This window comes from Aeromonas lacus, assembly GCF_000764665.1.
GTDB lineage: Bacteria > Pseudomonadota > Gammaproteobacteria > Enterobacterales > Aeromonadaceae > Aeromonas > Aeromonas lacus.
Map to the genome: position 1 here is coordinate 74,365 of NZ_JRGM01000176.1, position 26,536 is coordinate 100,900.

The 26,536-nt window shown below is 59.1% G+C and carries 19 protein-coding genes; 7 read left to right on the forward strand and 12 right to left on the reverse strand.

Going from position 1 to position 26,536, the window contains the following annotated elements; genetic code table 11:
• Positions 1-7: 7 nt before the first annotated feature.
• The 3 genes from malF to yejK all read right to left on the reverse strand — a co-directional run bounded on the left by malF (position 8) and on the right by yejK (position 4,374).
• A complete protein-coding gene (gene malF / locus LG31_RS0119180; RefSeq protein WP_033116009.1) occupies positions 8-1,660 on the reverse strand; it encodes a maltose ABC transporter permease MalF in 1,653 nt (550 codons plus the stop codon).
• 75 nt (positions 1,661-1,735) lie between these two features.
• Positions 1,736-2,917, reverse strand: a complete 1,182-nt coding sequence (gene malE, locus LG31_RS0119185) for a maltose/maltodextrin ABC transporter substrate-binding protein MalE (RefSeq protein WP_033116010.1) — start codon at positions 2,915-2,917, stop codon at positions 1,736-1,738.
• Positions 2,918-3,312: 395 nt separating this feature from the next.
• Positions 3,313-4,374: a nucleoid-associated protein YejK gene (gene yejK / locus LG31_RS0119190; protein ID WP_033116011.1), complete on the reverse strand. Its 1,062-nt coding sequence runs from the start codon at positions 4,372-4,374 to the stop codon at positions 3,313-3,315.
• A gap of 73 nt (positions 4,375-4,447) precedes the next feature.
• Between yejK and LG31_RS0119195 the strand changes: the two genes are divergently transcribed.
• Entirely contained in the window at positions 4,448-4,675 is a 228-nt protein-coding gene (locus tag LG31_RS0119195) for a YejL family protein (RefSeq protein WP_005344699.1), read from the forward strand.
• Between the two features lie 47 nt (positions 4,676-4,722).
• A complete protein-coding gene (locus LG31_RS0119200) occupies positions 4,723-6,573 on the forward strand; it encodes a DUF3413 domain-containing protein (RefSeq protein ID WP_033116012.1) in 1,851 nt (616 codons plus the stop codon).
• An 82-nt stretch (positions 6,574-6,655) separates the two neighbouring features.
• Here LG31_RS0119200 and LG31_RS0119205 read toward each other — a convergent pair whose 3' ends face one another.
• Entirely contained in the window at positions 6,656-7,483 is an 828-nt protein-coding gene (locus LG31_RS0119205; RefSeq protein ID WP_033116013.1) for a MetQ/NlpA family ABC transporter substrate-binding protein, read from the reverse strand.
• Between the two features lie 463 nt (positions 7,484-7,946).
• Here LG31_RS0119205 and asp point away from each other — a divergent pair, with 463 nt between their 5' ends.
• Positions 7,947-9,821, forward strand: a complete 1,875-nt coding sequence (gene asp, locus LG31_RS0119210) for a serine protease Asp (RefSeq protein ID WP_033116014.1) — start codon at positions 7,947-7,949, stop codon at positions 9,819-9,821.
• Positions 9,822-9,839: 18 nt separating this feature from the next.
• Positions 9,840-10,298, forward strand: coding sequence for a serine protease chaperone (locus tag LG31_RS0119215; RefSeq protein ID WP_033116015.1), 459 nt, complete (start codon positions 9,840-9,842; stop codon positions 10,296-10,298).
• A gap of 69 nt (positions 10,299-10,367) precedes the next feature.
• Here LG31_RS0119215 and ppsA read toward each other — a convergent pair whose 3' ends face one another.
• Complete coding sequence (gene ppsA, locus LG31_RS0119220) at positions 10,368-12,746, reverse strand: phosphoenolpyruvate synthase (RefSeq protein ID WP_033116016.1); 2,379 nt, start codon at positions 12,744-12,746, stop codon at positions 10,368-10,370.
• A 318-nt stretch (positions 12,747-13,064) separates the two neighbouring features.
• Between ppsA and ppsR the strand changes: the two genes are divergently transcribed.
• Positions 13,065-13,877 (forward strand): posphoenolpyruvate synthetase regulatory kinase/phosphorylase PpsR, encoded by an 813-nt coding sequence (ppsR, locus tag LG31_RS0119225; protein ID WP_033116017.1) that lies wholly within the window; start codon positions 13,065-13,067, stop codon positions 13,875-13,877.
• Between the two features lie 120 nt (positions 13,878-13,997).
• Here ppsR and LG31_RS0119230 read toward each other — a convergent pair whose 3' ends face one another.
• A complete protein-coding gene (locus LG31_RS0119230; protein ID WP_082044047.1) occupies positions 13,998-14,321 on the reverse strand; it encodes a hypothetical protein in 324 nt (107 codons plus the stop codon).
• A 348-nt stretch (positions 14,322-14,669) separates the two neighbouring features.
• Here LG31_RS0119230 and LG31_RS0119235 point away from each other — a divergent pair, with 348 nt between their 5' ends.
• On the forward strand, positions 14,670-16,052 hold the full coding sequence (locus LG31_RS0119235; protein WP_033116018.1) for an amino acid permease: 1,383 nt from the start codon (positions 14,670-14,672) through the stop codon (positions 16,050-16,052).
• Between the two features lie 86 nt (positions 16,053-16,138).
• Here LG31_RS0119235 and LG31_RS0119240 read toward each other — a convergent pair whose 3' ends face one another.
• Positions 16,139-16,678, reverse strand: a complete 540-nt coding sequence (locus LG31_RS0119240) for an HAD family hydrolase (protein ID WP_202963016.1) — start codon at positions 16,676-16,678, stop codon at positions 16,139-16,141.
• Positions 16,679-17,052: 374 nt separating this feature from the next.
• On the opposite strand from LG31_RS0119240, the gene LG31_RS0119245 reads away from it, so the two are divergent.
• The gene (locus LG31_RS0119245) at positions 17,053-18,606 is read left to right on the forward strand and encodes a methyl-accepting chemotaxis protein (RefSeq protein WP_033116019.1); all 1,554 of its coding nucleotides are present in this window, start codon (positions 17,053-17,055) and stop codon (positions 18,604-18,606) included.
• 85 nt (positions 18,607-18,691) lie between these two features.
• Here the strand turns inward: LG31_RS0119245 and gcvP are convergent, their stop codons facing one another.
• From gcvP to ubiH, 5 genes are all read right to left on the reverse strand, one after another.
• Positions 18,692-21,568: an aminomethyl-transferring glycine dehydrogenase gene (gcvP, locus tag LG31_RS0119250; RefSeq protein ID WP_033116020.1), complete on the reverse strand. Its 2,877-nt coding sequence runs from the start codon at positions 21,566-21,568 to the stop codon at positions 18,692-18,694.
• 261 nt (positions 21,569-21,829) lie between these two features.
• Positions 21,830-22,219, reverse strand: a complete 390-nt coding sequence (gcvH, locus tag LG31_RS0119255) for a glycine cleavage system protein GcvH (protein WP_033116021.1) — start codon at positions 22,217-22,219, stop codon at positions 21,830-21,832.
• 89 nt (positions 22,220-22,308) lie between these two features.
• Positions 22,309-23,406 (reverse strand): glycine cleavage system aminomethyltransferase GcvT, encoded by a 1,098-nt coding sequence (gene gcvT, locus LG31_RS0119260; protein ID WP_033116022.1) that lies wholly within the window; start codon positions 23,404-23,406, stop codon positions 22,309-22,311.
• Positions 23,407-23,823: 417 nt separating this feature from the next.
• Positions 23,824-25,092, reverse strand: a complete 1,269-nt coding sequence (locus LG31_RS0119265; RefSeq protein WP_033116023.1) for an FAD-dependent 2-octaprenylphenol hydroxylase — start codon at positions 25,090-25,092, stop codon at positions 23,824-23,826.
• Between the two features lie 123 nt (positions 25,093-25,215).
• Positions 25,216-26,466: a 2-octaprenyl-6-methoxyphenyl hydroxylase gene (gene ubiH, locus LG31_RS0119270; RefSeq protein WP_033116024.1), complete on the reverse strand. Its 1,251-nt coding sequence runs from the start codon at positions 26,464-26,466 to the stop codon at positions 25,216-25,218.
• Positions 26,467-26,536: the final 70 nt, after the last annotated feature.

A 26,536-nucleotide genomic window follows, 5' to 3' on the forward strand; every position in this document is an offset into this window, starting at 1 on the left:
AGCCTCCTTACAGCTGCTTGTCGGCTTTGGACAATTTCAGGTTGAGCAGCGCCAGCGCACCTACGATGAGGAAGATGGCGGTGGCGATGGCACTGGCTAGACCGTAGTCTTGACCACCCGATCCCTGGAATGCAATCCGGTAGGTGTAGCTCACCAGCAAGTCGGTGGTACCGGCCGGGGTGCTGGCGCCGATGATGTCCGGTGCACCGTTGGTCAACAACTGGATAAGTACGAAGTTGTTGAAGTTGAAGGCAAACGAGGCAATCAACAGCGGGGTCAGCGGCTTCATCAGCAGCGGCACGGTGATCTTGAAGAAGTTCTGTACCGGGCCGGCACCGTCCATGGCAGACGCTTCATAAAGATCTTCCGGGATGGCTTTGAGCAGGCCCATGCAGAGGATCATCATGTAGGGGTAGCCCAGCCAGGTGTTGACGATCAGGATCATCACCTTGGCCAGCATGGGATTGGTATACCAGTCCGGCTTGATGCCAAAGGCCGCTTCCAGGAACATGTTGATCTCACCGAAGTTCTGGTTGAACAACCCCTTGAACACCAGAATGGAGATAAACGCCGGAATCGCATAGGGCAGGATCAGCATGACCCGATAGAAGCCGCGCCCCTTGAGCGATTCCCACTGCACCAGACAGGCCAGCACCATGCCGATGGCCAGAGTGAACGCCACGGAACAGGCGGAGAAGATCACGGTCCAGACGAAGATCTGCAGGAACGGCGCCTGAATACCCGGGTCAGTCACGATGCGGGCGAAGTTCTTCCAACCCACGCTGACCACAAAGCCCGGAGCAATGCCCTTGCCGACAAACTGTCCTTGATCGTCGATGTACTGGTAGAAACCGGTCTCGCCGTTGGGCAGCATCAGCTCGCCGCTCTGGTTGTCGCGCAGCAGGTTGTTGTCTTTGATCACCACGCCGGACTTGAGCACGGCGCCATCCATCAGACGGGTGTACTGGGACTTCTGGGCGGCAAACTTGCGCAGGCTGCTCAGGGTCAGATGGGTGGAACCATCGGGCAGCACCAGATCCAGCGCGCTCAGGTGGGTGCGATGATCAACGATGGCGCGAATGGGAGCCGGTTTGCTGGCGATCTCGCCAGTGACCGGAGTCAGCTCGATGAGCTGAGGAGTTGCCTGTGCCCGCCCTTCACTCACGGCCAGCTCGCGGGCCTTGTTGTTCATCAGGGTAACGGGTTGGCTGATATAGGCGTGATCATCCTGGTTCAGCTGCAGCTGGAACTGGCCGTTGTCGCCACCCAGCAGCGTAAAATCGAATTCACCGCCCGCCACCTTGTAGGTTTTCTTCAGATGGTAATCACGAGCCTGCTCCACGGAGAGCAAGTTGGTGCCTGAATAGTTGGTGAAGGCGATGCCAATCGTGTAGGCAAGAGGGAAGATGATAAATACAACCATGCCAGCCACACCCGGAAAGATGTAGCGATGGGCATAGGTCTTCTTGTTCATGAAGACATACAGACCGACGGATACCACCACCAGATCCAGCAGCGCGAATACCCACTCGCCACTGGCGTACATCATCACGGCTGCATAGCCGTTGAGGATGGCGACCAGGGCCGCGATAGTCCACTTAAGCCAGGTGTGCTTATCCTTCGGACCGGCATAGGACTCAACAGAAGGTACTACTTCCATGCCAATTAACCTTTATAACGCCAAGAGATATTTGAGAGAGAGGGAGGCCATTGCGGCCTCCCGGGTAGTGCGTGCTTACTGAACGATACGCTTGGCAGCGGTATCCAGCGCTTCGTCAACACCTTGACGGCCAGAGGTCACGTTCTTGAGGGCTGTTTCGAAGGAAGACCAGAAACGGCTCATCTCGGGCACGGACGGCATCGGCTCGCCAGCCTGAGCGTTCAGCATGGTGGCCTTGATGTGCGGATCGGATTCCAGCGTCTTCTGGAAGGATTTCAGCGCAACGGCACCCAGCGGCTTGTCGGCGTTGACCGGAGCCAGACCGGCATCGGTCAGCAGGTAGTTTTCCAGGAACTCGATGGCCAGATCCTTGTTCGGGCTGGCGGCGTTGATGGTAGCACCCAGTACGCCAACGAAAGCTTTAGCCGGTTTGCCCTTCAGGGTCGGCAGCGGCGCTACGCCGTACTTGATGCCGCTCTTGTCCAGGTTGCTCCAGGCCCAGGGACCGTTGATCATCATGGCCACTTCGCCCTTGTTGAACTTGGCATCCATTACGCCGTAGTCGATCCCCTTCTCCAGGTGACCGGATTTGATCATCTCGGAGATGTAGCCTACGCCGATCTTGGCGCCAGCGTTGTTCACGCCGGTGTCTTTCACGTCATAACCGGTAGCGGTTTTCTTGAAGGCATAGCCACCGTTGGCTGCCACCAGCGGGTAGCTGAAGTAGGGGGTGTCATACGCCCACATGATGGCGCGCTTGCCGTTCTTCTTCAGCGTCTCGTCGATCTTGGCGATCTCTTCGAAGGTCTTCGGCGGCTCAGGCAGCAGATCCTTGTTGTAGATCAGGCTGACTGCTTCCATGGCAACCGGGTAGCCATAGGTTTTACCGTCAACAGTCATGGCATCCCATGCCAGCTGTTCGAATTTGGCTTTGGTCGCAGCGCTCGGCGTCACCGGAACCAGCAGACCGGCCTTGACCCACTCACCGTAACGGTCGTGAGCCCAGAAGAAGATGTCCGGGCCGTTGCCAGTGGCGGCGGCTTGCTGGAATTTCACTTCAACCTGATCCGGGTGAGCCACAGTAACCTTGATGCCGGTTTCTGCTTCAAATTTCTTACCCACTTCAGCCAGACCGTTGTATCCCTTGTCACCGTTGATCCAGATGGTCAGCTGGCCTTCATCGATGGCAGCAGTAGCAGTGCAAGCGACGCCAAGAGTGGCCAGACCGATCAGGGATGACAGCAATTTCTTTTTCATGAGCCTTTCCTTGTAGTAGTTCCGCGCTGTAAGAGCATTGTGTGCGACGTGAATATTATCCCAAGCGTCATTCGCCTCACATGACGCAACTCGCATTTTTGAAAAGCAATTACGTATTTCCTTCCAGAAAGTTTTGAAAACATTTTCTTAAAGCAGGGAAATAACCCTGTTTATCGGCTTATTTCAAAACAACAACCGAAATATAATTACCAAACTGAAATATAATTACCCACCTGAAAGGGTTTTCACTTGAATGAAAACCCTTTCAGGTCGTTTATTTTGTTTGATCTGTTAACAAAGCACCGGCCCGGTTTCGCCCTGCCCCTTTCGCCCAATAAAAAAGAGACTCTGCCAGGGCAGAGTCTCTTTTTGCCGGAAATGACGGCTTGATCACATTACGACTGGCGCAGCAGCTGATCCTTGAGGTTGGGCGGTACCCCCTTGATGGTCAGGGTGTCGGTCTGCGGGTCATAAAACACGCGGCTGTTCAACAACTTCTGTTCAAAACTCAGAGTCAGACCGCCGCCGGACCCAACAAACTTGGTCAGCCCGCGCAGGGTGGAGCGATCAGCCGGGAAGCGCTCTTCCAGCTCGTACTCCTGACCGATAAAGCTGTAAAAATCGAGGTCACCCTCGCCGGCATCTTTTGCGGAGAGTTCCGCCGACAACTCCTTGATCTCGATCTCTTCACCGGCACTCGCCTGCTCGGTGCAATATTTGAAAACCTGCTTTTTATAGTCATTGCGCTCTGCCGGTTCGAGCTGGCGACTCTCGCAATAATCTTCAACCGCCTGTAGCAGCCCTTTATTCTGGATCTTGGCATCCATTCCTTCGCAGGCCCCCAGCAGATCCATAAAGAAATCGCCCAGCTTGCGGCCAATACGTCCCTTGCTGAAGGTAATATAACGGCGTGACTCGGGTTGGGTTTTCCACTCGGTCAAATCGATGCGGGCCACCAGATTGAGTTTGCCAATATCGAGATACTGGATATGACGCAACTCCAGCGCTTCGCTGACGGTGACACTCTCCTTGCCCTCCAGCAGGGCGATCATCAGATAATCGACACCGACATAGTTGTATTTGGCAATCAGCAATACCCCCTGCTCATCGAGGGCATGCTCAACCAGCTGTTTGACCAGCATCTGGGTCACATTGACCGAGAAGGGAACAAATTCGGTCTGCTCGCCGAGCAGCTGTTCCAGAGCGATGCGAAACGCGGGAGAGGGCTGCTTGGGGGCCTCTTCCCCCTCCGCCAGCTCGGCGACGGCGGCCTCGGGGTCGGCGAAGAAGCCAAAGCCCTTGCCTCCCTTGCCGTTGTAGATGCGATGCAGTTCCGCCATCAGTCCCTGTACCGCCTCGTCGGGAGGCAGGGTCTGGCTGCGGGTATCGGCGTGTGGTTGACCATCGCCGCCCTGGCGCAGGGAGTGAAGTATGATCTTGTCGATATCGAGACTCATGTCACAAAGCCATAGTGTTAGCCGAAAGGGTGAAGTATTATAAGGCGCTTTGAACCGAGATGAACTGAAGATTATGCCCATCGTATCAAAGTACAATAACGAGCAGTTTGACGCCCTGATGAACGACCTGATCACCGCCCTGGAGAAGCACAAGGCGCCAGTGGATCTGAGTCTGATGGTGCTCGGCAACCTGACTACCAATATCATCAACGGTATGGCTCCGGCCCAGCGTCAGGCCATCACCGAAAAGTTTGTCCAGGCCCTGACCGCATCGGTCGATAACCGCCACGACACGCACTGAGTCCCCGACTCTGTTGATTTGACGTTTCTCAACGCAGATGGATCACTATGGTCGAAACCGGTAACCCCTATCGTGATAATGTCTCTCGCCTGATCACCTGGGGGCATTGGTTCTCCTTCTTCAACATCATTCTCGCCATGCTGATTGCCACCCGTTACTTGGGTGCCATCAGCTGGCCGTCGACCACCCTTGGCGTGGTCTACCTCGTTGTAAGCTGGATTGGCCACTTCTCGTTCTTAAGTTTCGTCACCTACCTGCTGACGATCTTCCCTTTGAGCTTCGTGTTGCCCAAAGAGAAGCCCCTGCGCTTCATCTCCGCCGTCGTGGCGACGCTGGCGCTGGTGCTTTTGCTGATCGACACCCAGGTATTCCGGCTGTTCAAGTTCCACCTCAATGCCCAGGTGTGGCAGTTGTTGCTGGATCAGGCCCAGACCGAGGAGGGCTCGATCTGGAGCATCATCTTCGTCGCCGTGCCGACTATCTTCCTGCTGCAACTGCTGCTGTCGGCCTATGTCTGGCGCAAGATCAACAAGCGCAAGCGCCGGCAGTATGGCAATCAGGTAGGGCTGGCACTGCTGGTCTGCTTTATCCTGACCCACGTGGTCAACAGCTGGGCGGATGCGACCCTGTATCAGCCCATCACCATGCAACGCGCCAACTTCCCCCTCTCCTACCCCATGACGGCCCGCTCCTTCCTGGCCAAACATGGCTGGCTGGATCTGGATCAGTACGAGAAGCAGGCGGCCAGCCAGAGCGATGACAGTGACAGCCGGATCCGCTATCCGCTGCGGCCGCTCAACGTCAATGCGCCCCTCACCCACAGCAACCTGCTGATTGTGGTGGTCGACTCGCTGCGCTTTGACATGCTCAACAACATCAACATGCCCAATCTGCAGCGCTATGCGGATCAGCATCTCAGCTTCCGCAATCACCTTAGCGGCGGCAACGATGACCTGATGGGGATGTTCAGCCTGTTTTATGGCCTGCCTGGTCACTACTACAAAGAGATCAGCAGCGACAAACGCCCGCCGGTGCTGTTTGACGAACTGCTGCGCCAGGATTACCAGTTCGGCCTGTTCGGGGCGATAGAAGATGGTCAGAAGTATCGCAAGAGCATCCTCGCAGGTCTGCGCAAACAGGTGTTTGTCTCCGAGCAGACCAACGACGGCAAGCTGCTGACCGACTGGCAGCAGTGGCTGGAAAAGCGCACGCCGGAGCGTCCCTGGTTCTCGCTGGTCTATCTCTCAAGCCCTGGCGACTACCAGCTGCCCGCGACCATGAAGGGTCCTTTCCAGCCGGAGCTGACCAACTTCAATCCGGCTACCGCCTATCGGGCGGAAAACCTGGTGAAGCTGGAGAATCGCTACAAGAACTCGGTCTTCTATACCGACCAGTTACTGGAAGAGATGCTGACCAAGCTGCAGCTGCAGGAAATGGACAGCAATACGGTGGTGGTCATCACCTCCAACCATGGTCAGGAGTTCAACGACACCCAAAGCAACAGCTGGGGCGCTGGCAGCAACTACTCCCTCTATCAGGTGCAGGTGCCCATGGTGGTGGCCTGGCCGGGTCGCAGCAGCCAGGTTATCGAGCAGCCGAGCAGCCATTTCGACCTGGCGCCGACCCTGATGCAGGGGATGCTGGGGGTGCGTAACCCGCCGCGTGATTACAGCATTGGCCGCTCGCTGTTCGACTTCAGCCCGCGCAACTGGCTGCTGGCCGGAGATCAGAACGACTTTGCCATCTACCAGAGCGGAACCATCACCCACTTCAACAAGCAGGGTGACTTCGAGCTGCTGGATCGCAACAGCTATCAACCCATCAAGCGGGCCACCCCCGACATGGGCGCCATGATCCAGGTAATGAACGAGCTCAACCGCTTCTACCGTCACCCCTGACAGGCATCTCTCTCTCAAACAAAACGCCCCCACATTCGGGGGCGTTTTTTATGGATAGGCTCCACGCAGTCGCTGGTGTGGATTATTGAACCAGCCCGGTAGACCATGCCTGCGGCAATTTGTAGCCGGCAAAGCGCTTGGCTGCATAAGCCTTGAACTCCGCCGAGTTGTAGGCGGCCGCCACATCCCTGACAAATGGCTTCTCGCTGTCGACCCGCTTCACAACCACCCAGTTGATAAAGTCGTAGCTGCGCTCAAGAAAGAGCCCCTGGCTAAACGGGATGCCACTGGAGGCGGCAAAATTGCCGTTGATCACCGCAAAATCCACATCCTCCCGCGAACGGGGCAATTGCGCCGCCTCGAGCAGTACCAGCTTGAGATTGTGAGGGTTGTTCACCACATCAAACTCGCTCGCCTTGAGCGGGTTAATCCCCTCCTTGAGAGTGAGCCAGCCCAGATCCTGCAGCATCAGCAGAGCTCGCGCCTGATTGGTGGGATCGTTGGGGATAGCCACCGTACTCCCCTCTTTCAGCTGATCGAGTGTGGCCAATTTGCCGGAATAGAGCCCCATAGGCCCGGTGGGCACCTGCACAACGGGTGTCAGTGACAAACCGCGGTCTTTGCTAAAGCTCTCGAGATAAGGCTTGTGCTGGAAACAGTTCACATCGAGCGAGCCATCCGCCAGCGCAATGTTGGGGGAAACATAGTCGGTAAACTCCACCAGCTTGACCTTGTACCCTTTGGCCTCCAGCTGCGGCTTGATGGAGTCGGTCACCATGTCGGCAAAATCCCCCACCGTAGTGCCGATCACAATCTCTTGGCGATCCTGCTCACCCGCCCGGGCAGTGCCAGCCAGAGTGCCGCTCAGCAAGAGCAATAGAGAACAAAACCAGAAGGTGCGACGCAACATACAAGACTCCCTGTCTCAAGACTCATCAAGGTGATAGCGGACTACCGATTTCAAATTGGAAATCCAGACGTCCAAACGGCCAATAAACAACAACCTATCAGAGTCGGTCACCAATACCAAGCGACAAAATTGAGGAAGCTTATAAGCCGGGCGACGAAGAGATGGGGGAAGCGAAGAGAACGGAGTGAAAACAAACCGCGCCAATGTGGCAGCGCACATCGCGCGCCAGTCAGCACTGACCGCTAATTACCTGAGTTAACAACAAAAAGATCAATAGTGAGCACTGATAAATGCTCTCAATAAAACACACGATCAGCACCAATGGAATATCTAACATAAAAAAGATCAGATTTCTTTGAGGCCGATCTAACTTATGAAAACAGGTTCTTTTGGCTCTTCATTATCCATGTGTAGATTCCATTCGCACCCAGGAAGGTGCTCTATAAGATGGAGTTTAAAAATAATGAAGCAAACATCGTTAGCACTGGCGATCACAGCACTGCTGTCGGCGCTGCCAGTTGCATCTGTTCAGGCAAATGAAAGTTGTGCCCCCCTGACCGGCAAGGAAGCCGGGCTGGATACCGGTCGCAGCAGCAGCGAACGCTGTCTGCCCGGCATCAATCCGCTGCAGGATCAGCAGTGGTACCTGCTCAATAGTGGCCAGGATGCCTTCAGCGCCCGTGGCGGCGTAGCAGGCAACGACCTCAACCTCTGGTGGGCTCACCGTACCGGGGTACTGGGCCAGGGAGTCAATGTTGCCGTGGTGGATGATGGCTTGGCCATTGCTCACCCGGATCTGGCGGACAACGTGCGTCCGGGCTCAAAAAACGTGGTGACCGGCAGCAATGACCCGACCCCGACGGATGCGGATACGGCGCACGGCACCTCGGTCTCCGGCATCATAGCGGCGGTAGACAACGCCATCGGCACCAAGGGGATCGCCCCGCGGGCCCAGTTGCAGGGGTTCAACCTGCTGGATGACAACAGCCAGCAGTTGCAGAAAGACTGGCTCTATGCCCTTGGCGACAGCGATGCCAGCCGCGATAACCGGGTGTTCAACCAGAGCTATGGCATGAGCCTGGTCGATCCCCGTCCGGCCAACGATCTGGATCAGGCCCAGCTCGACCGTCTGTTCGAACAGCAAACCCTCAAGGCGCAGAGCGCCGCCTATATCAAGGCTGCCGGCAACGGCTTCAACAAGATAGCGGCGGGCGGCTATGTGCTCAATCGCACCGGTAACGGCCCCAAATTACCGTTTGAAAACAGCAACCTCGATCCATCAAACAGCAACTTCTGGAACCTGGTGGTGAGCGCGCTCAACGCAGATGGCGTCAGATCCTCCTACTCCAGCGTCGGCAGCAACGTCTTCCTGAGCGCCACCGGCGGCGAGTACGGTACCGACTCCCCCGCCATGGTGACCACGGATCTGCCCGGCTGCGATATGGGCTACAACCGCACCGACGATCCCCGCACCAACCGGCTGCATGGCAACCCGCAACTGGATGCCAGTTGTGACTACAACGGCGTCATGAACGGCACATCCTCCGCCACCCCCAGCACCTCGGGCGCCATGGCACTGCTGATGTCCGCCTACCCGGATCTGTCAGTACGCGATTTTCGGGATCTGCTGGCGCGCAGCGCTACCCGGGTCGATGCCAAACATCAGCCCGTGATGGTCAGCTACACCAGCAGCACCAGCAAGGTGCGCGACGTGAAAGGGCTGGAAGGGTGGGAACGCAATGCCGCCGGCATGTGGTTCAGCCCGACTTACGGTTTCGGTCTGATCGACGTCAACAAGGCGCTTGAGCTGGCAGCCAATCACCAGCCCCTCCCCCCGCTGGTGCAACTGCCATGGCAGAAGATCAACGTCACCGGCAGTGCCGCTGCCATCCCGGATGTGGGCAACAGCCCGACCAGCTCGACAACCCGCATTGCCACACCGTTGACGGTCGAAGCGGTTCAGGTGATGGTGAGCCTTGATCACCAGCGTCTGCCTGATCTTCTGATCGAACTGGTCTCCCCCGCCGGCACCCGCAGCATCCTGCTGAGCCCCTTCAACAGCCTGGTCGGCCAATCTCTCGACCAGCAGCAGCTGGGCTTTGTGCGAACCAAGGGATTGCGTGACATGCGCCTGCTCTCCCACAAGTTCTACGGTGAATCGGCCGAAGGCCAGTGGCGACTGGAGGTAACCGACGTTGCCAACGGTACCCGTCAGGTCTCTCTGCTCAATCGCAAGACCAAGGAGCGCACCACCCTGACCGAGCGCAACAACCGTCAATCGGGCAAGCTGATCTCATGGTCCCTGCGGGTCCTGGGTCACGATGCCAATCGCAGCTAACACGCTAGGAGTATTACCATGAACAAACCTGTTACCTTGCTTCTGGCAACCCTGCTGGCCCCCCTCTCGGGACAGCTCTGCGCCGAGGAGTCCGTCACCATGGATGGCAAGCAGTACAGCACCATAGAGGTGAACGGCCAGACCTACCTCATTCCCGACAACGGCAGCAAGAAGCGCGTAGCCCGCAGTCTGAATGACAAAGTGCCGCAGCAGAGCCTGCGCCGCGGCGACGTGTTGATGCAGGGGGCGGCCAGCCCCGAGCTCACCGTCAGCGGTACCCTGCTGGTGGAAGCTGACGATGCCACCGCCAAAGCGCTGGCGACGCGCCACGGCTTGAACTTCAAGCAGAGCAGCGGCGGTATCGCCCTGCTGGAGGCCAAATCGGGCACCGATCTCAATGCCATCGCCACCAAGCTCCAGAGCGAGGGGGTAAAGGCACAGATCGAGCTGTCGGGGGCCGAGCGGCAACCAAAATAAGTCTCGTCAGCGGGATAACAAAGGGGGCCATCGTGGCCCCCTTTCTATTCTGCTTGCCAAGGCAGTGGCTTACTTGCGGCCATGCTGCTCCGCCAGATAGAGCCAGGTATCGACCACGGTATCCGGGTTGAGCGACACCGAGTCGATCCCCTGCGCCACCAGCCAGGCGGCAAAGTCCGGGTGATCGGACGGGCCCTGACCACAGATCCCCACGTACTTCCCCGCCTTGCGGGCGGCGGCAATGGCCATCGCCAGCAGCGCCTTGACCGCCTCGTTGCGCTCGTCAAACAGGTGGGCAATCAGCCCGGAGTCCCTATCAAGCCCAAGGGTGAGCTGGGTCATGTCGTTGGAGCCGATGGAGAAGCCATCCACGTGCTCGAGGAACTTGTCTGCCAAGAGGGCGTTGCTCGGGATCTCGCACATCATGATCACCTTGAGCCCCCGCTCGCCACGGCGCAGATCGTTCTCGGCCAGGATGTCGATCACCTGCTCCGCCTCGCTCACGGTGCGCACGAAGGGGATCATCACCTCGACGTTGGTCAGCCCCATGACATCGCGCACCCGCTTGATCGCCTCGCACTCGAGGGCAAAACAGGGGCGGAAGCTGTCGGCGATGTAGCGCGATGCGCCACGAAAACCGATCATCGGGTTCTCTTCATGGGGCTCGTAGCCACGGCCACCCACCAGGTTGGCGTACTCGTTGGACTTGAAGTCCGACATCCGCACGATCACCCGCTCCGGCCAGAAGGCGGCGGCCAGGGTGGCGATGCCTTCAGTCAGCTTGGCGACGTAGAACTCGCGCGGACTCTCGTAGCCGGCAATCATCTTGCCTATGGTGGCCTTGAGCTCGGGGCTTTGACTGTCGAACTCCAGCAGCGCCTTGGGGTGCACACCGATCATCCGGTTGATGATGAACTCGAGGCGGGCCAGACCGACACCGGCATTAGGCAGCTGGGCGAAGTCGAACGCCCTGTCCGGGTTGCCGACGTTCATCATGATCTTGATGGGCAGGCGCGGCATGTTGCCTACCTCGGTCACCGCCACGTCGAAGTCGAGTTCACCGTCATAGATAAAACCGGTATCCCCTTCCGCGCAGGAGACGGTGATAAGCTGGCCAGCCTCGATGCTATCGGTGGCATTGCCGCAGCCCACCACCGCCGGAATGCCCAGCTCGCGGGCGATAATGGCGGCGTGACAGGTGCGACCGCCCCGGTTGGTCACGATGGCGGAGGCCCGCTTCATGATGGGCTCCCAGTCCGGGTCGGTCATGTCGGTCACCAGCACGTCGCCGGGCTGCACTTCATCCATCTGGCTGATGGAGGAGATGACCCGCGCCGGGCCCGCCCCGATCTTGTGGCCGATGGCGCGCCCCTCGATCAGCACCTTGCCCGCTTGCTTGAGGGCAAAACGTTCGAGGGTGTTGGCCTCCTGTCGGCTACGCACGGTTTCCGGGCGCGCCTGCACGATATAGAGCTGGCCATCCTGCCCATCCTTGGCCCACTCGATGTCCATCGGGCGGCCATAGTGCTGCTCGATGATAAGAGCCTGTTTCGCCAGCTCCATCACCTCGGCATCCGTGATGCAGAAGCGGCTGCGCTCAGCCTCGCTGGTGTCGACGATCTGCACCTGGCGGCCATGGCTGGCATCGCCGGAATAGGTCATCTTGATGAGCTTGGAGCCGAGGGTCTTGCGCACCAGCGCCGGGCGTCCTGCCTTGAGGGTCGGTTTGTGCACGTAGAACTCGTCGGGGTTGACCGCACCCTGCACTACCATTTCGCCAAGACCGTGAGCGCCGGTGATAAAGACCACGTCGTTGAAACCCGACTCGGTATCCAGGGTGAACATGACACCGGAGGCGGCAAGATCCGAGCGCACCATCCGCTGCACCCCGGCCGACAGGGCGACGCCCTTGTGGTCATAGCCCTGATGCACCCGATAGGAGATAGCACGATCGTTGAACAGAGAGGCAAAGACATGCTTGATGGCCACCATGACCGCATCGATGCCGCGCACGTTGAGGAAGGTCTCCTGCTGGCCGGCAAAGGAGGCGTCCGGCATATCCTCGGCGGTGGCAGAGGAGCGCACCGCAAAAGAGGCATCCAAACCTGCACTCAGTCTGGCGTAAGCCTCGCGGATCGCCTGCTCCAGCGCGCTCTGGAATGGGGCTTCGATCACCCAGTCACGGATCTGCTGACCGGCCCGATTGAGGGCGGCAATGTCATCCACATCCAGATTGTCGAGCAGATGGTGGATCTTGCCGTTGAGGCCGCTTGACTCCAGAAACTCGTTAAACGCAAAGGCGGTGGTGGCAAAGCCCCCCGGCACCGATACACCGGCGCCAGAGAGGTTGCTGATCATCTCGCCAAGGGATGCGTTCTTGCCTCCAACTCGTTCTACATCCTGCATTCCGAGTTGCTCGTACCAGAGTACGTACTGTTGCACTTGCATGTCTCCAGGTTGGTGGGCAAGGTGCCATGGCACCTTTTTTGTGCCCGATTTTTATAGGTGAGTAAGGTGCGTTATTGTCTCTTTCTTCTATTGCCAACGACCATGAAAACGTTTTCCATTTATTGTCAAAAAAATCCCCGAGCAAGATAGGGGATGGTCGAATGACCCGAACATTCTACAATGCCGACACAAAAAGATAACGACTCAGGTTTGCTAGCCACTTCACAACTTGGGCATGGCAGACCGATTGACAACAGGGGGATGGTTTCGACAGATACTTCCTGGCCAGCCCCTTGGTCGATGTAACAGGAGCTCAACGTGCACACCGTATTTTATGTTTCAGATGGCACCGCCATCACCGCCGAAGTGTTCGGCCACGCGGTACTGAGCCAGTTTCCACTGGCCTTCGAGCAGATCACCATCCCCTTCGTGGAGAGCCGTGAAAAGGCACGTCAGGTGCGGATGCGGATCGATGAACAGTTTCGCCAGACCGGGGTGCGCCCCATCCTGTTTCACACCATCATCGATCCCCAGGTCCGCGAGGAGGTACTGAAAGCCGAAGCGAGCAGTCACGACTTTCTCAACACCTTCGTCAGCCCGCTGGAGCAGGAGCTGGGGGTGAAGGCCGAGCCCCGCCCCCATCGCACCCACGGCATGGAGAACCGCAAGCTCTATGACGACCGCATCGAAGCGGTCAACTTCGCGCTGGCCAACGACGATGGCATCACCACCAAAGAGTACGACGAGGCTGACATCATCCTGATCGGGGTCTCCCGCTGCGGCAAAACCCCCACCAGCCTCTATCTGGCGCTGCAGTTCGGCATTCGCGCCGCCAACTACCCCTTTATCGAGCAGGACATGGGTGGGCTGGAGCTGCCGACGCCCCTCAAGGCCAACCGTCACAAACTGTTTGGCCTCACCATAGCGCCACAGCGGCTGCACGAGATCCGCAACCAGCGCCGCGCCAATAGCCGCTACGCCTCGCTGGAGCAGTGCGAGCAGGAGTTGGCCAGCGTGGAGCGGCTGTTTCGTCAGGAGGCGATCCGCTTTCTCGATACCAGCTCCCACTCGGTAGAGGAGATCAGCGCCAAAATCCTCGAGGCAACCGGCCTGCGTCGCCAGCTCTGTTAAGCCAGCTTGACAGCAGATAAGCCACGCCAGATGCAAAGAGAGGAGAAGCCATCAGGCTTCTCCCCTCTTTTTCTGGTTATTACCCCATGGCCGCCGTGATGAAAAGCCGCCCGGGATTGCCTAGCGATTGAGTTCGGGATTGTTCAGCAAACGGGCATAAAAGGGCAGCAGGCCGTGGCGCCTGCGGATCCGCTCGGCCAGCAAACAACCCGCCAACGCCCCCACCACACCTCCAGCCAGCAGAAGCAACGGCCAGTGGTGCAACAACCCCTCATCACCCAGTACAAACCAGCCCCCCATCATGGCCGTCATCGCGACCAGCAGCAGCGGACTGGCGGCAATCAGCAGCCAGATCGTCACCAGCAATCCGCTGGCAACCCAGCGCTGCAGCAGTGTTACCTCGTCACGGGTATGCCGCAGCTCATCCTGTTGCCTCTCCATCATCAGCCCTCTCCTCCCGGTCAAACACCCAGAAATCAAAACAACTCAACAAATGTCAACAAAACACAATTCGATTGGTTGAATTTCAAGCAAAACCTATCTCATCACCTGAAAATCTAATGAAAAAGCTGGTTTTAGACCAAAATACCACCACTTGGCGCGGAAAACAGGTGCATTTATGGCGAATTATCACTATTCTGCTTCCGTTGCCAGTCCAGATTAAAAATTGAAAACGACACATCGTAACGAAATAAATACAGATTTCGTCAGGTTTTGGCTACGCATCGCGATGCTGCTCAGGAAGAGCCCAACACCGGCAAGAGACAACAGAGATAGGTAAAGGACAGATCCATGGATTTGAAACAAGACGGTGAAGAGCTGAAACGCGGCCTCAAAAACCGCCACATTCAGTTAATTGCGTTGGGCGGTGCCATCGGTACCGGCCTCTTTCTGGGGATTGCCCAGACCATCAAGATGGCAGGCCCCTCCGTACTGCTGGGTTATGCCATCGGCGGCTTTATCGCCTTCCTGATCATGCGCCAGCTCGGTGAAATGGTGGTGGAAGAGCCGGTAGCCGGCTCCTTCAGCCACTTTGCCTACAAATACTGGGGTGAGTTTGCCGGTTTCGCGTCCGGCTGGAACTACTGGGTGCTCTACGTGCTGGTGAGCATGGCCGAGCTGACTGCGGTGGGTATCTACGTCCAATACTGGTGGCCCGAGATCCCGACCTGGATGTCGGCAGCCTTCTTCTTCGTGCTGATCAACACCATCAACCTCTCCAACGTCAAAGCGTTTGGCGAGATGGAGTTCTGGTTCGCCATCATCAAGGTGGTCGCCATCATCGGCATGATCGGCTTTGGTGGCTATCTGCTGCTCTCCGGTGCCGGCGGCCCCGAGGCGAGCGTGACCAACCTGTGGGCTCAGGGCGGCTTCTTCCCCAACGGCATCAGCGGTCTGGTGATGGCGATGGCGGTGATCATGTTCTCCTTCGGTGGTCTGGAGCTGGTCGGTATTACCGCCGCCGAAGCGGACAACCCCGAGAGAAGCATCCCCAAGGCAACCAATCAGGTGATCTACCGGATCCTGATCTTCTACATCGGCGCCCTGGCCATCCTGATGTCCCTCTACCCTTGGGGTAAAGTGGTAGAAGGCGGCAGCCCGTTCGTGATGATCTTCCACGCACTGGATAGCGATCTGGTCGCCACCGTGCTCAACATCGTGGTGCTGACAGCGGCGCTGTCCGTCTATAACAGCTGCGTCTACTGCAACAGCCGCATGCTGTTCGGTCTGGCCAAACAGGGCAACGGCCCGAAAGCGCTGCTCAAGACCAACAAGAGCGGTGTACCGCTGGTTGCCCTCTCGGTCTCTGCCATCGCCACCCTGCTCTGCGTACTGATCAACTACCTGATGCCGGGCAAGGCCTTCGGTCTGCTGATGGCGCTGGTGGTCTCCGCACTGGTGATCAACTGGGCGATGATCAGCCTCGCGCACCTGAAGTTCCGCAAGGCCAAGGTCGCAGAAGGTGTCCAGCCCAAGTTCAAGGCGTTCTGGTATCCCTTCGGCAACTACCTCTGCCTCGCTTTCATGGCCGGTATTCTGGTGATCATGTACATGACCCCCGATTTCCGCATCTCGGTCGAACTGATCCCGGCCTGGCTGGTCGTGCTGGGCATCGGCTTCGTCATCAAGCGCAAGGGACAAGCCCAAACCAAGGCAGCCGTCAACCTGGGTTGATACAGGCTTCTCAATACCAAAAACGCCGATCATCTGATCGGCGTTTTTTTATCTTCGGTTTGCCACTCCCATGGCGATTGAGCACGTCACTGCTCACTCGCAGGGGTCACGTACAACCCCAAAATAGCGCGCAATTCTTCGATGTCATGAGCCGGAGAGCTCGCCCACCGCTCGGGCGCTGAGTGACTGTAGGCAATAGCCACAGAGATCACCCGGCTATCCTTGCCAAGCACCTCCTGCAGATTGCGGGCAAACTGCACATCCGCTTCATGATCGCCGATATAGATGAGCGATCGCTCGCTGGCCTGACCGAACATAGATTCAAGACACTTGAGCCCGCCACAAGGGTGCGGTTTGTGCATCTGGGCAGGCACATCATCGTAACCCACAACCGAGTGGAACCACTCATTGACGCAATGCTGTGCCAACACCGAGCGAATATTGCGCTGCGAGTTTTGCGAACAGATACCGTGTGGAACGGTCGAGAAGGTAGCAATGAGTTGGGCAAGCCCGTCAAAAAGTGAACGGCAGTCTTGTTCATCTCCTGATGCTTTACCCAGAGCGAACCGGCCTGCAGCATCTCGGCCAGTGACAGGCCGTAGTAGTCGACATAGAGGGCCTGCCAATTTTTGGCAGCATGATTGGCATAGTGATAGTCGGCTTCACTGCGCAAATAGCGGGGTAGATTGTCGCCGGTCAGATGGGGCGCTACCTCGGCCAGAATATTTTTGGTGATGTCGATATTCTTGGGCACCGAATTGACCAGGGTTCCATGGTGGTCCCACAAAGTTGCGTCCAACTTCATTCTTAGCCCTTTTACTGCGTTACATCACGTGATGCCATGTTGCTTGGCCAGAGCGTTCACGCCAAACCATGGTGCCAATAACAGAGAGGCCAGTGCTGCTGCGGTAGCACAATTTTTAATGTGTAAAGACACAATAATAAGGCTCTCTGTCATACTCAGATGAAGCATTCCGTTACTCAACACCGGAGCCTGATCATGGCCAGCAGCGCGCTTCACACCATAGATACCGAAGTAGAGTTGACCGACAACATCCAACTGGTATCGACCACGGATCTCAAAGGGGACATCACCTACGCCAACCCGGCATTTTGCCAGGTGGCAGGGTACCGCCTCGAAGAGATGATCGGCCAGCACCACAATCTGGTCCGCCACCCGGACATGCCCAAAGCGGCCTTTTCCGATCTCTGGGCCCATCTGCAGGCAGGGAAACCATGGCGCGGACTGGTCAAGAATCGCTGCAAGGATGGCCGCTACTACTGGGTTGACGCCTATGTCACCCCTATCTATGAGGGGGGCCAGATCTCGGGTTACCAGTCGGTACGCTGTCGTCCCGCCCCGGAGCACAAGGCTCGGGCCGATAAAATGTACAAGGTGCTCAGAGCTCGTGAAAGCGGCTCTGCCATCCGCTTTGGCCAGAATCTGCTGACGCCGACCATGTTCAGTATTCCGCTGCTGCTGGTTTGCGCCGCCATGGCTCTCTGGCTACTCCCCCCCATCCAGGCCTTGCTGGTCATCGCTCCTCTGCTGGCCGTGCTCTGGCTAAACCGCCATCCGCTCTTTCTGACACCAAGATACCTGCAGCAGCTCGAGCAGGATTACGACAGCATCAGCCGTCTCATCTTCTCGGGTGATGCGCCCCACAGCATCGCCGATTTTCATATCAAACTCGGGCAAGCGAGGATCCGTACCGTGCTCGGCCGGGTTGACGATGCAACGGGCTCGCTCAACAGCATGGCCAACGATCTGCAAGGTTCAGCCTCGCTGGCCAGTAAGGATATCTCCTCGCAGGACACACAGATCCAGCAGATAGCCACGGCCGTGACCCAGATGGCCTCTGCGGCAGAGGAGATCAATCGCAATATTCAGGACAGCAACCAGCAGATTGAAGAGGCTCGCCACCACTGCACCACCACCAACAAGCAGCTCTCCGAGGCAGGAGAAGAGATCGCAACGCTGGCAACCCAGGCGGAGCAGGCATTCCAGTCTGCCGTCGAGCTGGCCAGCGAATCGGAACGGATCGGCAGCATCATGGCCGAAATTCGCGGTATTGCGGATCAGACCAACCTGCTGGCCCTCAATGCCACTATTGAAGCCGCACGAGCCGGTGAACAGGGGCGCGGTTTTGCCGTAGTCGCCGATGAGGTGCGCAACCTGTCGACCCGTACCCACAAAGCCACCGAGCAGATCCAGAGCAGCATCGGCCATATCCAGCACACGCTGGGAGGATGGAAAGAGATGATGCACCTCAATGTGACTCGCACCAACGCCTGCCTTGCTACTACCCGGGCCAGCACCGACAACCTCCATCAGGTGGTGGCCGAAATAGACAAGGTCTCCGAATTCTCCAGCCAGATCTCGGCGGCAGCCACCCAGCAACAAGCTGTCGTCGAAGAGATCAGCCGCAATATCAACCTGATCTCCTCGCTCTCCCACGACAACAGCCTCAAGATCGACAAGGTGAGCGAGACCAGTGCCAGCCTGCTGAACAAGGCAAGCCAGCTCAAAGATTTGAGTCGCACTTTCGGCTAGCGGCCAGTAACCGGCCTCCCCCATAAACAACAAGGCCACCCGTTTGGGTGGCCCTGTTGTTTATTGGTTTACTCCGAGCACGCCCTTACTTGGCGTAATCCTCGGTCGGGATACAAGCGCAGAACAGGTTGCGATCACCAAACACGTCATCGATACGGTTGACCGACGGCCACAGCTTGCTGGCACGCACGGCCTCGGACGGGAACACCGCCTCGGCGCGGCTGTAGCCACGGGACCACTCTACATCCATCACGTCATCCTGAGTGTGCGGCGCATGCACCAGCGGGTTGTCGGCGAGGCTCCACTGCCCCTCCTGCACCTTGGCAATCTCGGCGCGGATGGAAGTCATCGCCTCGACGAAGCGATCCAGCTCGCGCTTGGATTCCGACTCGGTCGGTTCAACCATCAGGGTGCCCGCCACCGGGAAGCTCATGGTCGGCGCGTGGAAGCCGTAGTCCATCAGCCGCTTGGCCACGTCCATCTCGCTGATGCCTGAGGCCTCTTTGAGCGGACGGATATCCAGAATGCACTCGTGAGCTACCCGACCGTTGCGCCCGGAATAGAGCACCGGGAAGGATTCACCCAGCTTCTTGGCCAGATAGTTGGCGTTGAGGATGGCCACCTGGGTGGATTTCTTCAGCCCCTCATCACCCAGCATGGCGATATACATCCAGCTGATGGGCAGGATGCTGGCCGAGCCGAACGGTGCAGCCGACACGGCGCCGTTGTCACGGCTCTCCTTGTCGGTCTTGACCACGGCGTGACCGGCCACGAACGGCGCCAGATGCATCTTCACACCGATGGGGCCCATGCCCGGGCCGCCACCACCATGAGGAATGGCGAAGGTCTTGTGCAGGTTGAGGTGCGACACATCCGCCCCGATAAAGCCCGGCGCCGTCAACCCGACTTGCGCGTTCATATTGGCGCCGTCGAGGTAGACCTGACCACCGTGCTGGTGAACGATGTCGCACACCTCCTTGATGGTCTCCTCATACACCCCGTGGGTGGAGGGGTAGGTCACCATCAGACAGGAGAGCTGATCCCCCGCCTCGGCAGCCTTGGCGCGCAGGTCCTCGAGATCCACGTTGCCGGACTTGTCACAGGCGGTGACGATCACCTTGAGCCCCGCCATCTGGGCAGAGGCCGGGTTGGTGCCGTGGGCAGAAGCCGGAATGAGACAGATGTCGCGATGCCCCTCGCCGCGGGATTCGTGGTACTTCTTGATGGCCAAGAGACCAGCGTACTCACCCTGAGCCCCGGAGTTGGGCTGCATGCAGACCGCATCGTAACCGGTCACTTTCACCAGCCAGTTTTCGAGGTCGGCCAGCAGCAACTGGTAGCCCTTGGCCTGGGCCAGCGGGGCAAACGGGTGCAACTTGCCAAACTCGGGCCAGGTCACCGGGATCATCTCGGCGGTAGCGTTGAGCTTCATGGTGCAGGAGCCCAGCGAAATCATGGCGTAGTTGAGCGCCAGATCTTTGGCTTCGAGACGATGGATATAACGCAGCATCTCGGTTTCGGAGTGGTACTTGTTGAACACCTCGTGGGTCAGCACGGCATCGGTGCGCAGCAGATCCTGCGGGATGGCGTGATGGGCCTGAGCCGCCTTGTCGAGAGCCTCGATATCAAGCCCGTGACCTTGACCGAGGAACAGATCAAACAGCTCGGCCACATCAGCGCGGGTGGTGGTTTCAGAGAGGGAGACACCTACCGCATCGTCGAGATCGGCGCGCAGGTTGATACCCAGCCCCTCGGCCTTGGCAATCAGCGCCGCCTTGTCAGCAGTTTGCACGGTGATCGTATCGAACCAGCTGGCGTGCTTGAGGGCCACGCCCTTGGCCTTGAGGCCGAGCGCCAGAATGGTGGTGAGACGGTGCACGCGGGAGGCGATGGTTTTCAGCCCCACCGGGCCGTGGTAGACGGCGTAGAAGCTCGCCATGTTGGCCAGCAGCACCTGAGCGGTACAGATGTTGGAGTTGGCCTTCTCGCGGCGAATATGCTGCTCGCGGGTCTGCATCGCCATGCGCAGCGCCGCCTTGCCACGGGCATCCTTGGAGACACCGATAATACGGCCCGGCATGGAGCGCTTGTAGGCATCGCGGGTGGCGAAGAAGGCGGCGTGGGGGCCACCGTAGCCCATGGGCACGCCAAAGCGCTGAGCGGAGCCCAACACCACGTCGGCACCCAGCTCGCCCGGGGATTTGAGTAGAAGCAAAGAGAGCAGATCGGCGCTGACGCAGGCCAGCCCTTTCTGGGCCTGTACGGCGGCAATCAGGGCGCGCAGATCTTTCACCTCACCTGTGGTGGTGGGGTACTGGAACAGGGCACCGAACACCTCTTCGCTCACGGCGTCGCTCGCGGCGCCAACCGCCACGTCGAAACCGAAGTGAACCGCGCGCTCCTTGACCACGTCGATCACCTGCGGGTGCACGTCATCGGCCACGAAGAAGAGGTTGGACTTGGACTTGGCCATCCGCTTGGCCAGCGCCATCGCCTCGGCGGCGGCGGTCGCTTCATCCAGCAGGGAGGCGCTCGCCAGATCCATGCCGGTCAGATCCAGCGTCAGCTGCTGGAAGTTGAGCAGGGCTTCGAGACGGCCCTGCGCCAGCTCGGGCTGGTACGGGGTGTAGGCGGTATACCAGCCCGGATTTTCCAACACATTGCGCAAAATGACGTGGGGCACATGGGTATCGTGATAGCCCATGCCGATATAGCTCTTGGCAATCTTGTTCTGGGCGGCGTAGCCCTTGAGCTTGGCCAGCGCCTCCACCTCGGTCATGCCGGCACCGATCCCAAGCGGGCCCGGCAGGCGAATGGCGGCGGGCACGGTCTGGGCAATCAGATCGTCCAGGCTTTCGGCCCCGACGGTCGCCAGCAGCTGGCGCAGCTCTTCCTCGCCCGAGCCGATATGGCGGCGGACAAAATCAGTTTTTTGCTCGAGTTCAAACAGTGACTGGGTCATTTCCCTGATTCCTGATAAATAGGTCCTGCTAATAAATCCTGTATAGACAGTGCTGATAGCCGGCACGTGCCAACTTCACTCATGTTCGCTATGCCGCTGTCAGGACAAAGCGGCACCGGATGCTCGCGGGCATCCCGGGGGTCACCCTGTAAACAGACCTCAAGCCGAGCCTGAGGATCGAATATGGGCCACTTCACCCGCCTGCAGACCCGGGGCCTGCAGCCATACAAATGGGCCCCGCACTCGCAGGGCCCAAGGGCATTACTCTTCGTCCACCACGTTCTGATAGCCTTCGGCATCCAGCAGGTTGGCCAGCTCGCCTGCGTCATCCAGCTTGATGCGATAGAGCCAGCCCGCGCCGTAGGGGTCGGAGTTGACCAGCTCGGGGCTCCCTTCCAGCTCTTCGTTGACGGCAATGATCTCGCCGCTCACCGGGCTGTAGATGTCGGAGGCAGCCTTGACCGACTCGGCCACGGCGCAGTCGTCACCGGCGCTCACCTGCTTGCCCACTTCCGGCAGCTCGACAAACACCATGTCACCCAGCAGCTCCTGGGCGTGCTCGGTGATACCGACCACGGCCTCACCGTTGCCTTCGACACGGATCCACTCGTGGGAAGTGGCATATTTCAGTTCGCTCGGGATATGGCTCATCTCTGTTTCCTTTGATCTTTGAGTCGGGTTGAAACGCTCATTGCTAAACCGGGCAGGCGGACGCTTGCCCGCCTGCGAATGTAAGAGGGTTATGCCAGCTTCTGGCCGTTGCGCACGAAAGCAGGCTTGGTGACCTTCACGGTGACCAGCTTTTTGCGGATCTCCACCTCGGCCTGCTCGCCGATATCACGGGGCACCCGCGCCAGCGCGATGCTGTAGCCGAGGGTCGGGGAGAAAGAGCCGGAGGTGATCACACCTTCCCGCTTCTCACCGTTTGCCGCGGTGAAGGTGACCGGCATGCCGGCACGCAGCACCCCTTTCTCCTCCATCACCAGCCCCACCAGCTTGGGCTGGTTGCCCGCCGCTTTCTGCGCTTCCAGCACGTCGCGGCCGATGAAGTTGCGATCGCTCGGCTCCCAGGCGATGGTCCAGGCCATGTTGGCGGCCAGCGGAGAGATTGACTCGTCCATATCCTGACCGTAGAGGTTCATGCCCGCTTCGAGGCGCAGGGTATCGCGGGCACCGAGGCCACACGGGGCGACGCCGTTATCCAGCAGTGCCTGCCACAGCTCGCAGGCTTTCTCTTGCGGCACCACGATCTCGTAACCATCCTCGCCGGTGTAGCCGGTGGTGGCGATAAAGAGATCGCCAGCCTGCACGCCAAAGAAGGGCTTCATCCCCACCACGGCAGTGCGCTGGGCGGCGCTCAGCACGGTAGCTACCTTGAGCTTGGCGTTGGGCCCCTGCACCGCGATCATTGCAAGCTCCGGACGCTCGGTCACGGTGACATCGAAATCGATGGCGTGATGGCGGATCCAGGCCAGGTCCTTCTCGCGGGTGGCGGAGTTGACCACCAGCCGGTAGAAGGTATCGGTCAGGTAATAGGTGATGAGGTCATCGATCACGCCGCCTTCCGGGTTGAGCATGCCGCTGTAGAGGGCCTTGCCGGAGACAGTGAGTTTGGCCACGTCGTTGGCCAGCAGGTGTTGCAGAAAGGCTTTGACCCGTTCGCCGGTCAAATCGACGATGGTCATGTGGGAGACATCGAACATGCCGGCATCGCTGCGCACCGCGTGGTGCTCTTCCAGCTGGGAGCCGTAGTTGATGGGCATCTCCCAACCGTGGAAGTCCACCATCTTGGCGCCGGCTTCCAAGTGTTTGGGATGCAGTACTGTAGTCTGGATCATCGCATTCTTTCCTTAGCAAAAAGCCTTTTCGCTTCAGCGACAGCCCTTGCGATCCGCATCTTCACCCCGGCAGCGCTGCGCCGCAGCGGGAACACTATCGGATCACAGGGTGTGGCTCGCTCCTGCCCTTGCCAGGCAAGAGGGATTCCTTGAACGGAGCGGATTATATGACAAGCCGTCGAGCGTGCCGCTCAAAAAAAACTAATCCCCTCCCCGTAAACTGACTCAAGACACTAAGATAAATGGCGCGATAAAAACAGCCTCAAGCGCTCATACCCGAGATTAAATTTTGATTTTTACCGTTTCGTCACAATTTGCAGAAAAACGTTTCGCCACACACCAAAATTAAAGGCTGATGCCCAAAATGGGGCATCAGCCTTGTCGGATTACTTTTATTGCCAAAAACGGTCAGTAATATTAGTTTTTTTCACCTTTTAGCCGGGCGGGTGCAGGTGTAACAGCCGCCACAATCCCGTCAAGACGGGCCAGTGCCGGCAATTCACCCTCTAGCCCCATGGCCGCACGGATCACCCCCTCCTTGAACGGGGTCAGCAGGTTGGCCGCGCGCAATCCCACGCCCCGCACCAGCTTCTTGAGCGGGTTGGCGCCACTGAACAGCCGCTTTAGCCCCTCCATCGCCGCCAGCATGCGAGCCGCTTCGCTCTTGCGCCAGCGCTCGTAGCTGCGCAGGTTGGCGAGCAGACCGATATCTTCGCCCGTGGCATGGTTTTGCAGGATCTGCTCGGCCAGCGCAGCCGCATCGAGCAGGCCGAGGTTGACCCCCTGCCCTGCCAGCGGATGAATGGTGTGGGCGGCATCCCCCACCAGCACCAGCCGCTCGCGGGCAAAGTCGCGGGCATAGCGGGCGGTGAGCGGAATCGCGCTGCGCGGCCCTTCCACCTTGCACAGACCGAGGCGGGCATCGAAGGCGGTGGTGAGCTGGCGGTTGAACTGCTCGTCGTCACAGGCGCAGAGCGCCTCGGCGCGGGCCGCAGGCAGCGACCAGACGATGGAGCATAGGTTCTCCTGCCACAGCGGCAAAAAGGCGAGCGGGCCATCCGGGGTGAAGATCTGGCGTGCCACCGCCTCGTGGGGCTCGGCACAGCGCACCGTTGCCACCAGCGCGTGGTGGCCGTAATCCCAACTGGTAAGGGGAATGTCGGCCTGACGGCGCACCCAGGAGTGGGCACCATCGGCAGCCACCACCAGCTTGGCCGAGATGGCCTGACCATCTTCAAGGAGCAGCAGGGCGCCCGCCGGGCCACTCTGCAGACTCTTGGCTCTGGCGGGGGTCAGCAACTGGATATTGCTGGCACCGGCAATAGCATCAAGCAGCGCAAGCTGGATCACCCGGTTCTCGACGATATGACCAAGCGAGGGCTGGCGCAGGCTGGCCGCATCAAAATCGATATGGCCGAAACTGTCCTGCTCCCACACCGCCATCTTGTCGTAGGCCTGCAGGCGACGTGCTGCAATACCTTCCCAGGCGCCGACATGGCGCAGGATCTGCTGGCTGGCGAGGCTCAGGGCGCTGACCCGGTTATCGGCCACCTCCCCCAGCTGCGGATCGGGTAGTTGCCCCTCGACCACCACCACCTTGAGGGCGCTCTCCTTGAGGGCAGCGGCAAGCCCGAGGCCCACCATGCCACCACCGACAATCACCACATCGACACTTTGCATCTGCATCATCTCATCCTTTCATGGCTGGCTACCGGCCAGCAGAGGGAGACGCGTGGCCTCCCCGTTTGCAACTGTTGGACTCTTCGCTGGACTCTTTGTTGAACTCTGGCGATTCGCTGCCGCGCTTATTTATTGCTGCAGATTGTTGCTACAAAGGTCAGCAACGAACCCCAGAGTACGGGCAGCGAGGGGTGCCTTGAGACAAGGCAGGCGCCCCATCAGGGAGAGCGCCAGATTGCGTCCGGCCACCAGCGGATCGTGGCTGTTGGAGAAGAGCTGAGCCAGCGAAGAGGTGAGCCACACGGTCTGCTCCTGATCGCGCTGACGCTGCTGCCAGTAACCGCTCAGCACCTTGAAGCTGCCGATATTCTCGCCCTCTGCCAGCGCCTTGGCCACCGCCCCGGTGAGCAAGTCGAGATCCCGCATCCCGAGATTAAACCCCTGACCGGCGATGGGGTGCAGGGCATGAGCTGCATTGCCCACCAGCACGGTGCGCTGGGCCAGCGGGTAGTCACAGGCGGTCAGGATCAGCGGATAGACGTTGCGCACGCCACATCGCTCGAAGCGACCGAGCCGCCAGCCAAAGGCCTGCTGCAAAAGGGTAAGGAAGGCTGCATCATCGAGCGCCATCAGCTCATCCACCTCGTCCCGTCTGACACTCCACACCAGCGAAGAGAGGCCGTCCTGCATCGGCAGCAGCGCCAACGGCCCGCTCTCGGTAAAGCGCTCGAATGCACGGCCCACCGGATCCTGCTGTGTTTTAACGGTGGCGATGATGGCGCTCTGCTCATAGTCATGACGGCTCACCGGCAGCTTTAACTGTTGGCGCACGAAGGAGTTGCCCCCGTCAGCCGCCACCAGCAGGCGGGTATCAATCTGTTCACCGCTCTCAAGGGTAAGGGTCACCCCCTCCTCCCGCGGCACGACCTCGCGCAATTTGGCCGGACAGATCACCTTGATGTGCGGGATGGCCGCCATCGCCCGCTGCAACTCGCCACCCGCCGCCGCCAACTCGATCACCTGACCGAGCGCAGGCAGCCCATACTCAACCGCCGAGAGGCGAGTCTGACCGCTGTGGCCACGATCCGAGACATGGATCTGGGTAATGGGGGCGCAGTGGGGCGCAAACAGCGGCCAGAGCCCACGCCGCTCAAGGGCTTCGCAGGTACCGGCCGAGAGCGCAATGGCGCGCGCATCAAAACCGGGGTGGGCAGGGGTTGCGGATGGTTGCGCCTCGGGGGCACTGGCCTCCAGCAGCAGGATGTCGAGGGGCGAGCCGTCCGGCTTGCGCAGGGCCGCCAGCGAGAGGGCCAACACGGCACCACTCATTCCACCACCGACCAGCGTCACATCGACCTGTCGCACATCAGATTGGGGCATAAGCAGAGAGGGAGAAGTGAAAAACGTGGCCTCATGCTACCACAAAGGCGACCGGCGGATGTGCGCTTGA

Coding starts and splice junctions, on each gene's coding strand:
- gcvP (WP_033116020.1), bottom strand. CDS start 21,568: ATGACCCAGTCACTGTTTGAACTCGAGCAAAAAACTGATTTTGTCCGC.
- LG31_RS0119205 (WP_033116013.1), bottom strand. CDS start 7,483: ATGTTGCGTCGCACCTTCTGGTTTTGTTCTCTATTGCTCTTGCTGAGC.
- LG31_RS0119235 (WP_033116018.1), top strand. CDS start 14,670: ATGGATTTGAAACAAGACGGTGAAGAGCTGAAACGCGGCCTCAAAAAC.
- asp (WP_033116014.1), top strand. CDS start 7,947: ATGAAGCAAACATCGTTAGCACTGGCGATCACAGCACTGCTGTCGGCG.
- LG31_RS0119195 (WP_005344699.1), top strand. CDS start 4,448: ATGCCCATCGTATCAAAGTACAATAACGAGCAGTTTGACGCCCTGATG.
- LG31_RS0119200 (WP_033116012.1), top strand. CDS start 4,723: ATGGTCGAAACCGGTAACCCCTATCGTGATAATGTCTCTCGCCTGATC.
- LG31_RS0119215 (WP_033116015.1), top strand. CDS start 9,840: ATGAACAAACCTGTTACCTTGCTTCTGGCAACCCTGCTGGCCCCCCTC.
- ubiH (WP_033116024.1), bottom strand. CDS start 26,466: ATGCCCCAATCTGATGTGCGACAGGTCGATGTGACGCTGGTCGGTGGT.
- gcvT (WP_033116022.1), bottom strand. CDS start 23,406: ATGATCCAGACTACAGTACTGCATCCCAAACACTTGGAAGCCGGCGCC.
- LG31_RS0119245 (WP_033116019.1), top strand. CDS start 17,053: ATGGCCAGCAGCGCGCTTCACACCATAGATACCGAAGTAGAGTTGACC.
- ppsA (WP_033116016.1), bottom strand. CDS start 12,746: ATGCAAGTGCAACAGTACGTACTCTGGTACGAGCAACTCGGAATGCAG.
- LG31_RS0119265 (WP_033116023.1), bottom strand. CDS start 25,092: ATGCAGATGCAAAGTGTCGATGTGGTGATTGTCGGTGGTGGCATGGTG.
- yejK (WP_033116011.1), bottom strand. CDS start 4,374: ATGAGTCTCGATATCGACAAGATCATACTTCACTCCCTGCGCCAGGGC.
- malE (WP_033116010.1), bottom strand. CDS start 2,917: ATGAAAAAGAAATTGCTGTCATCCCTGATCGGTCTGGCCACTCTTGGC.
- LG31_RS0119230 (WP_082044047.1), bottom strand. CDS start 14,321: ATGATGGAGAGGCAACAGGATGAGCTGCGGCATACCCGTGACGAGGTA.
- malF (WP_033116009.1), bottom strand. CDS start 1,660: ATGGAAGTAGTACCTTCTGTTGAGTCCTATGCCGGTCCGAAGGATAAG.
- gcvH (WP_033116021.1), bottom strand. CDS start 22,219: ATGAGCCATATCCCGAGCGAACTGAAATATGCCACTTCCCACGAGTGG.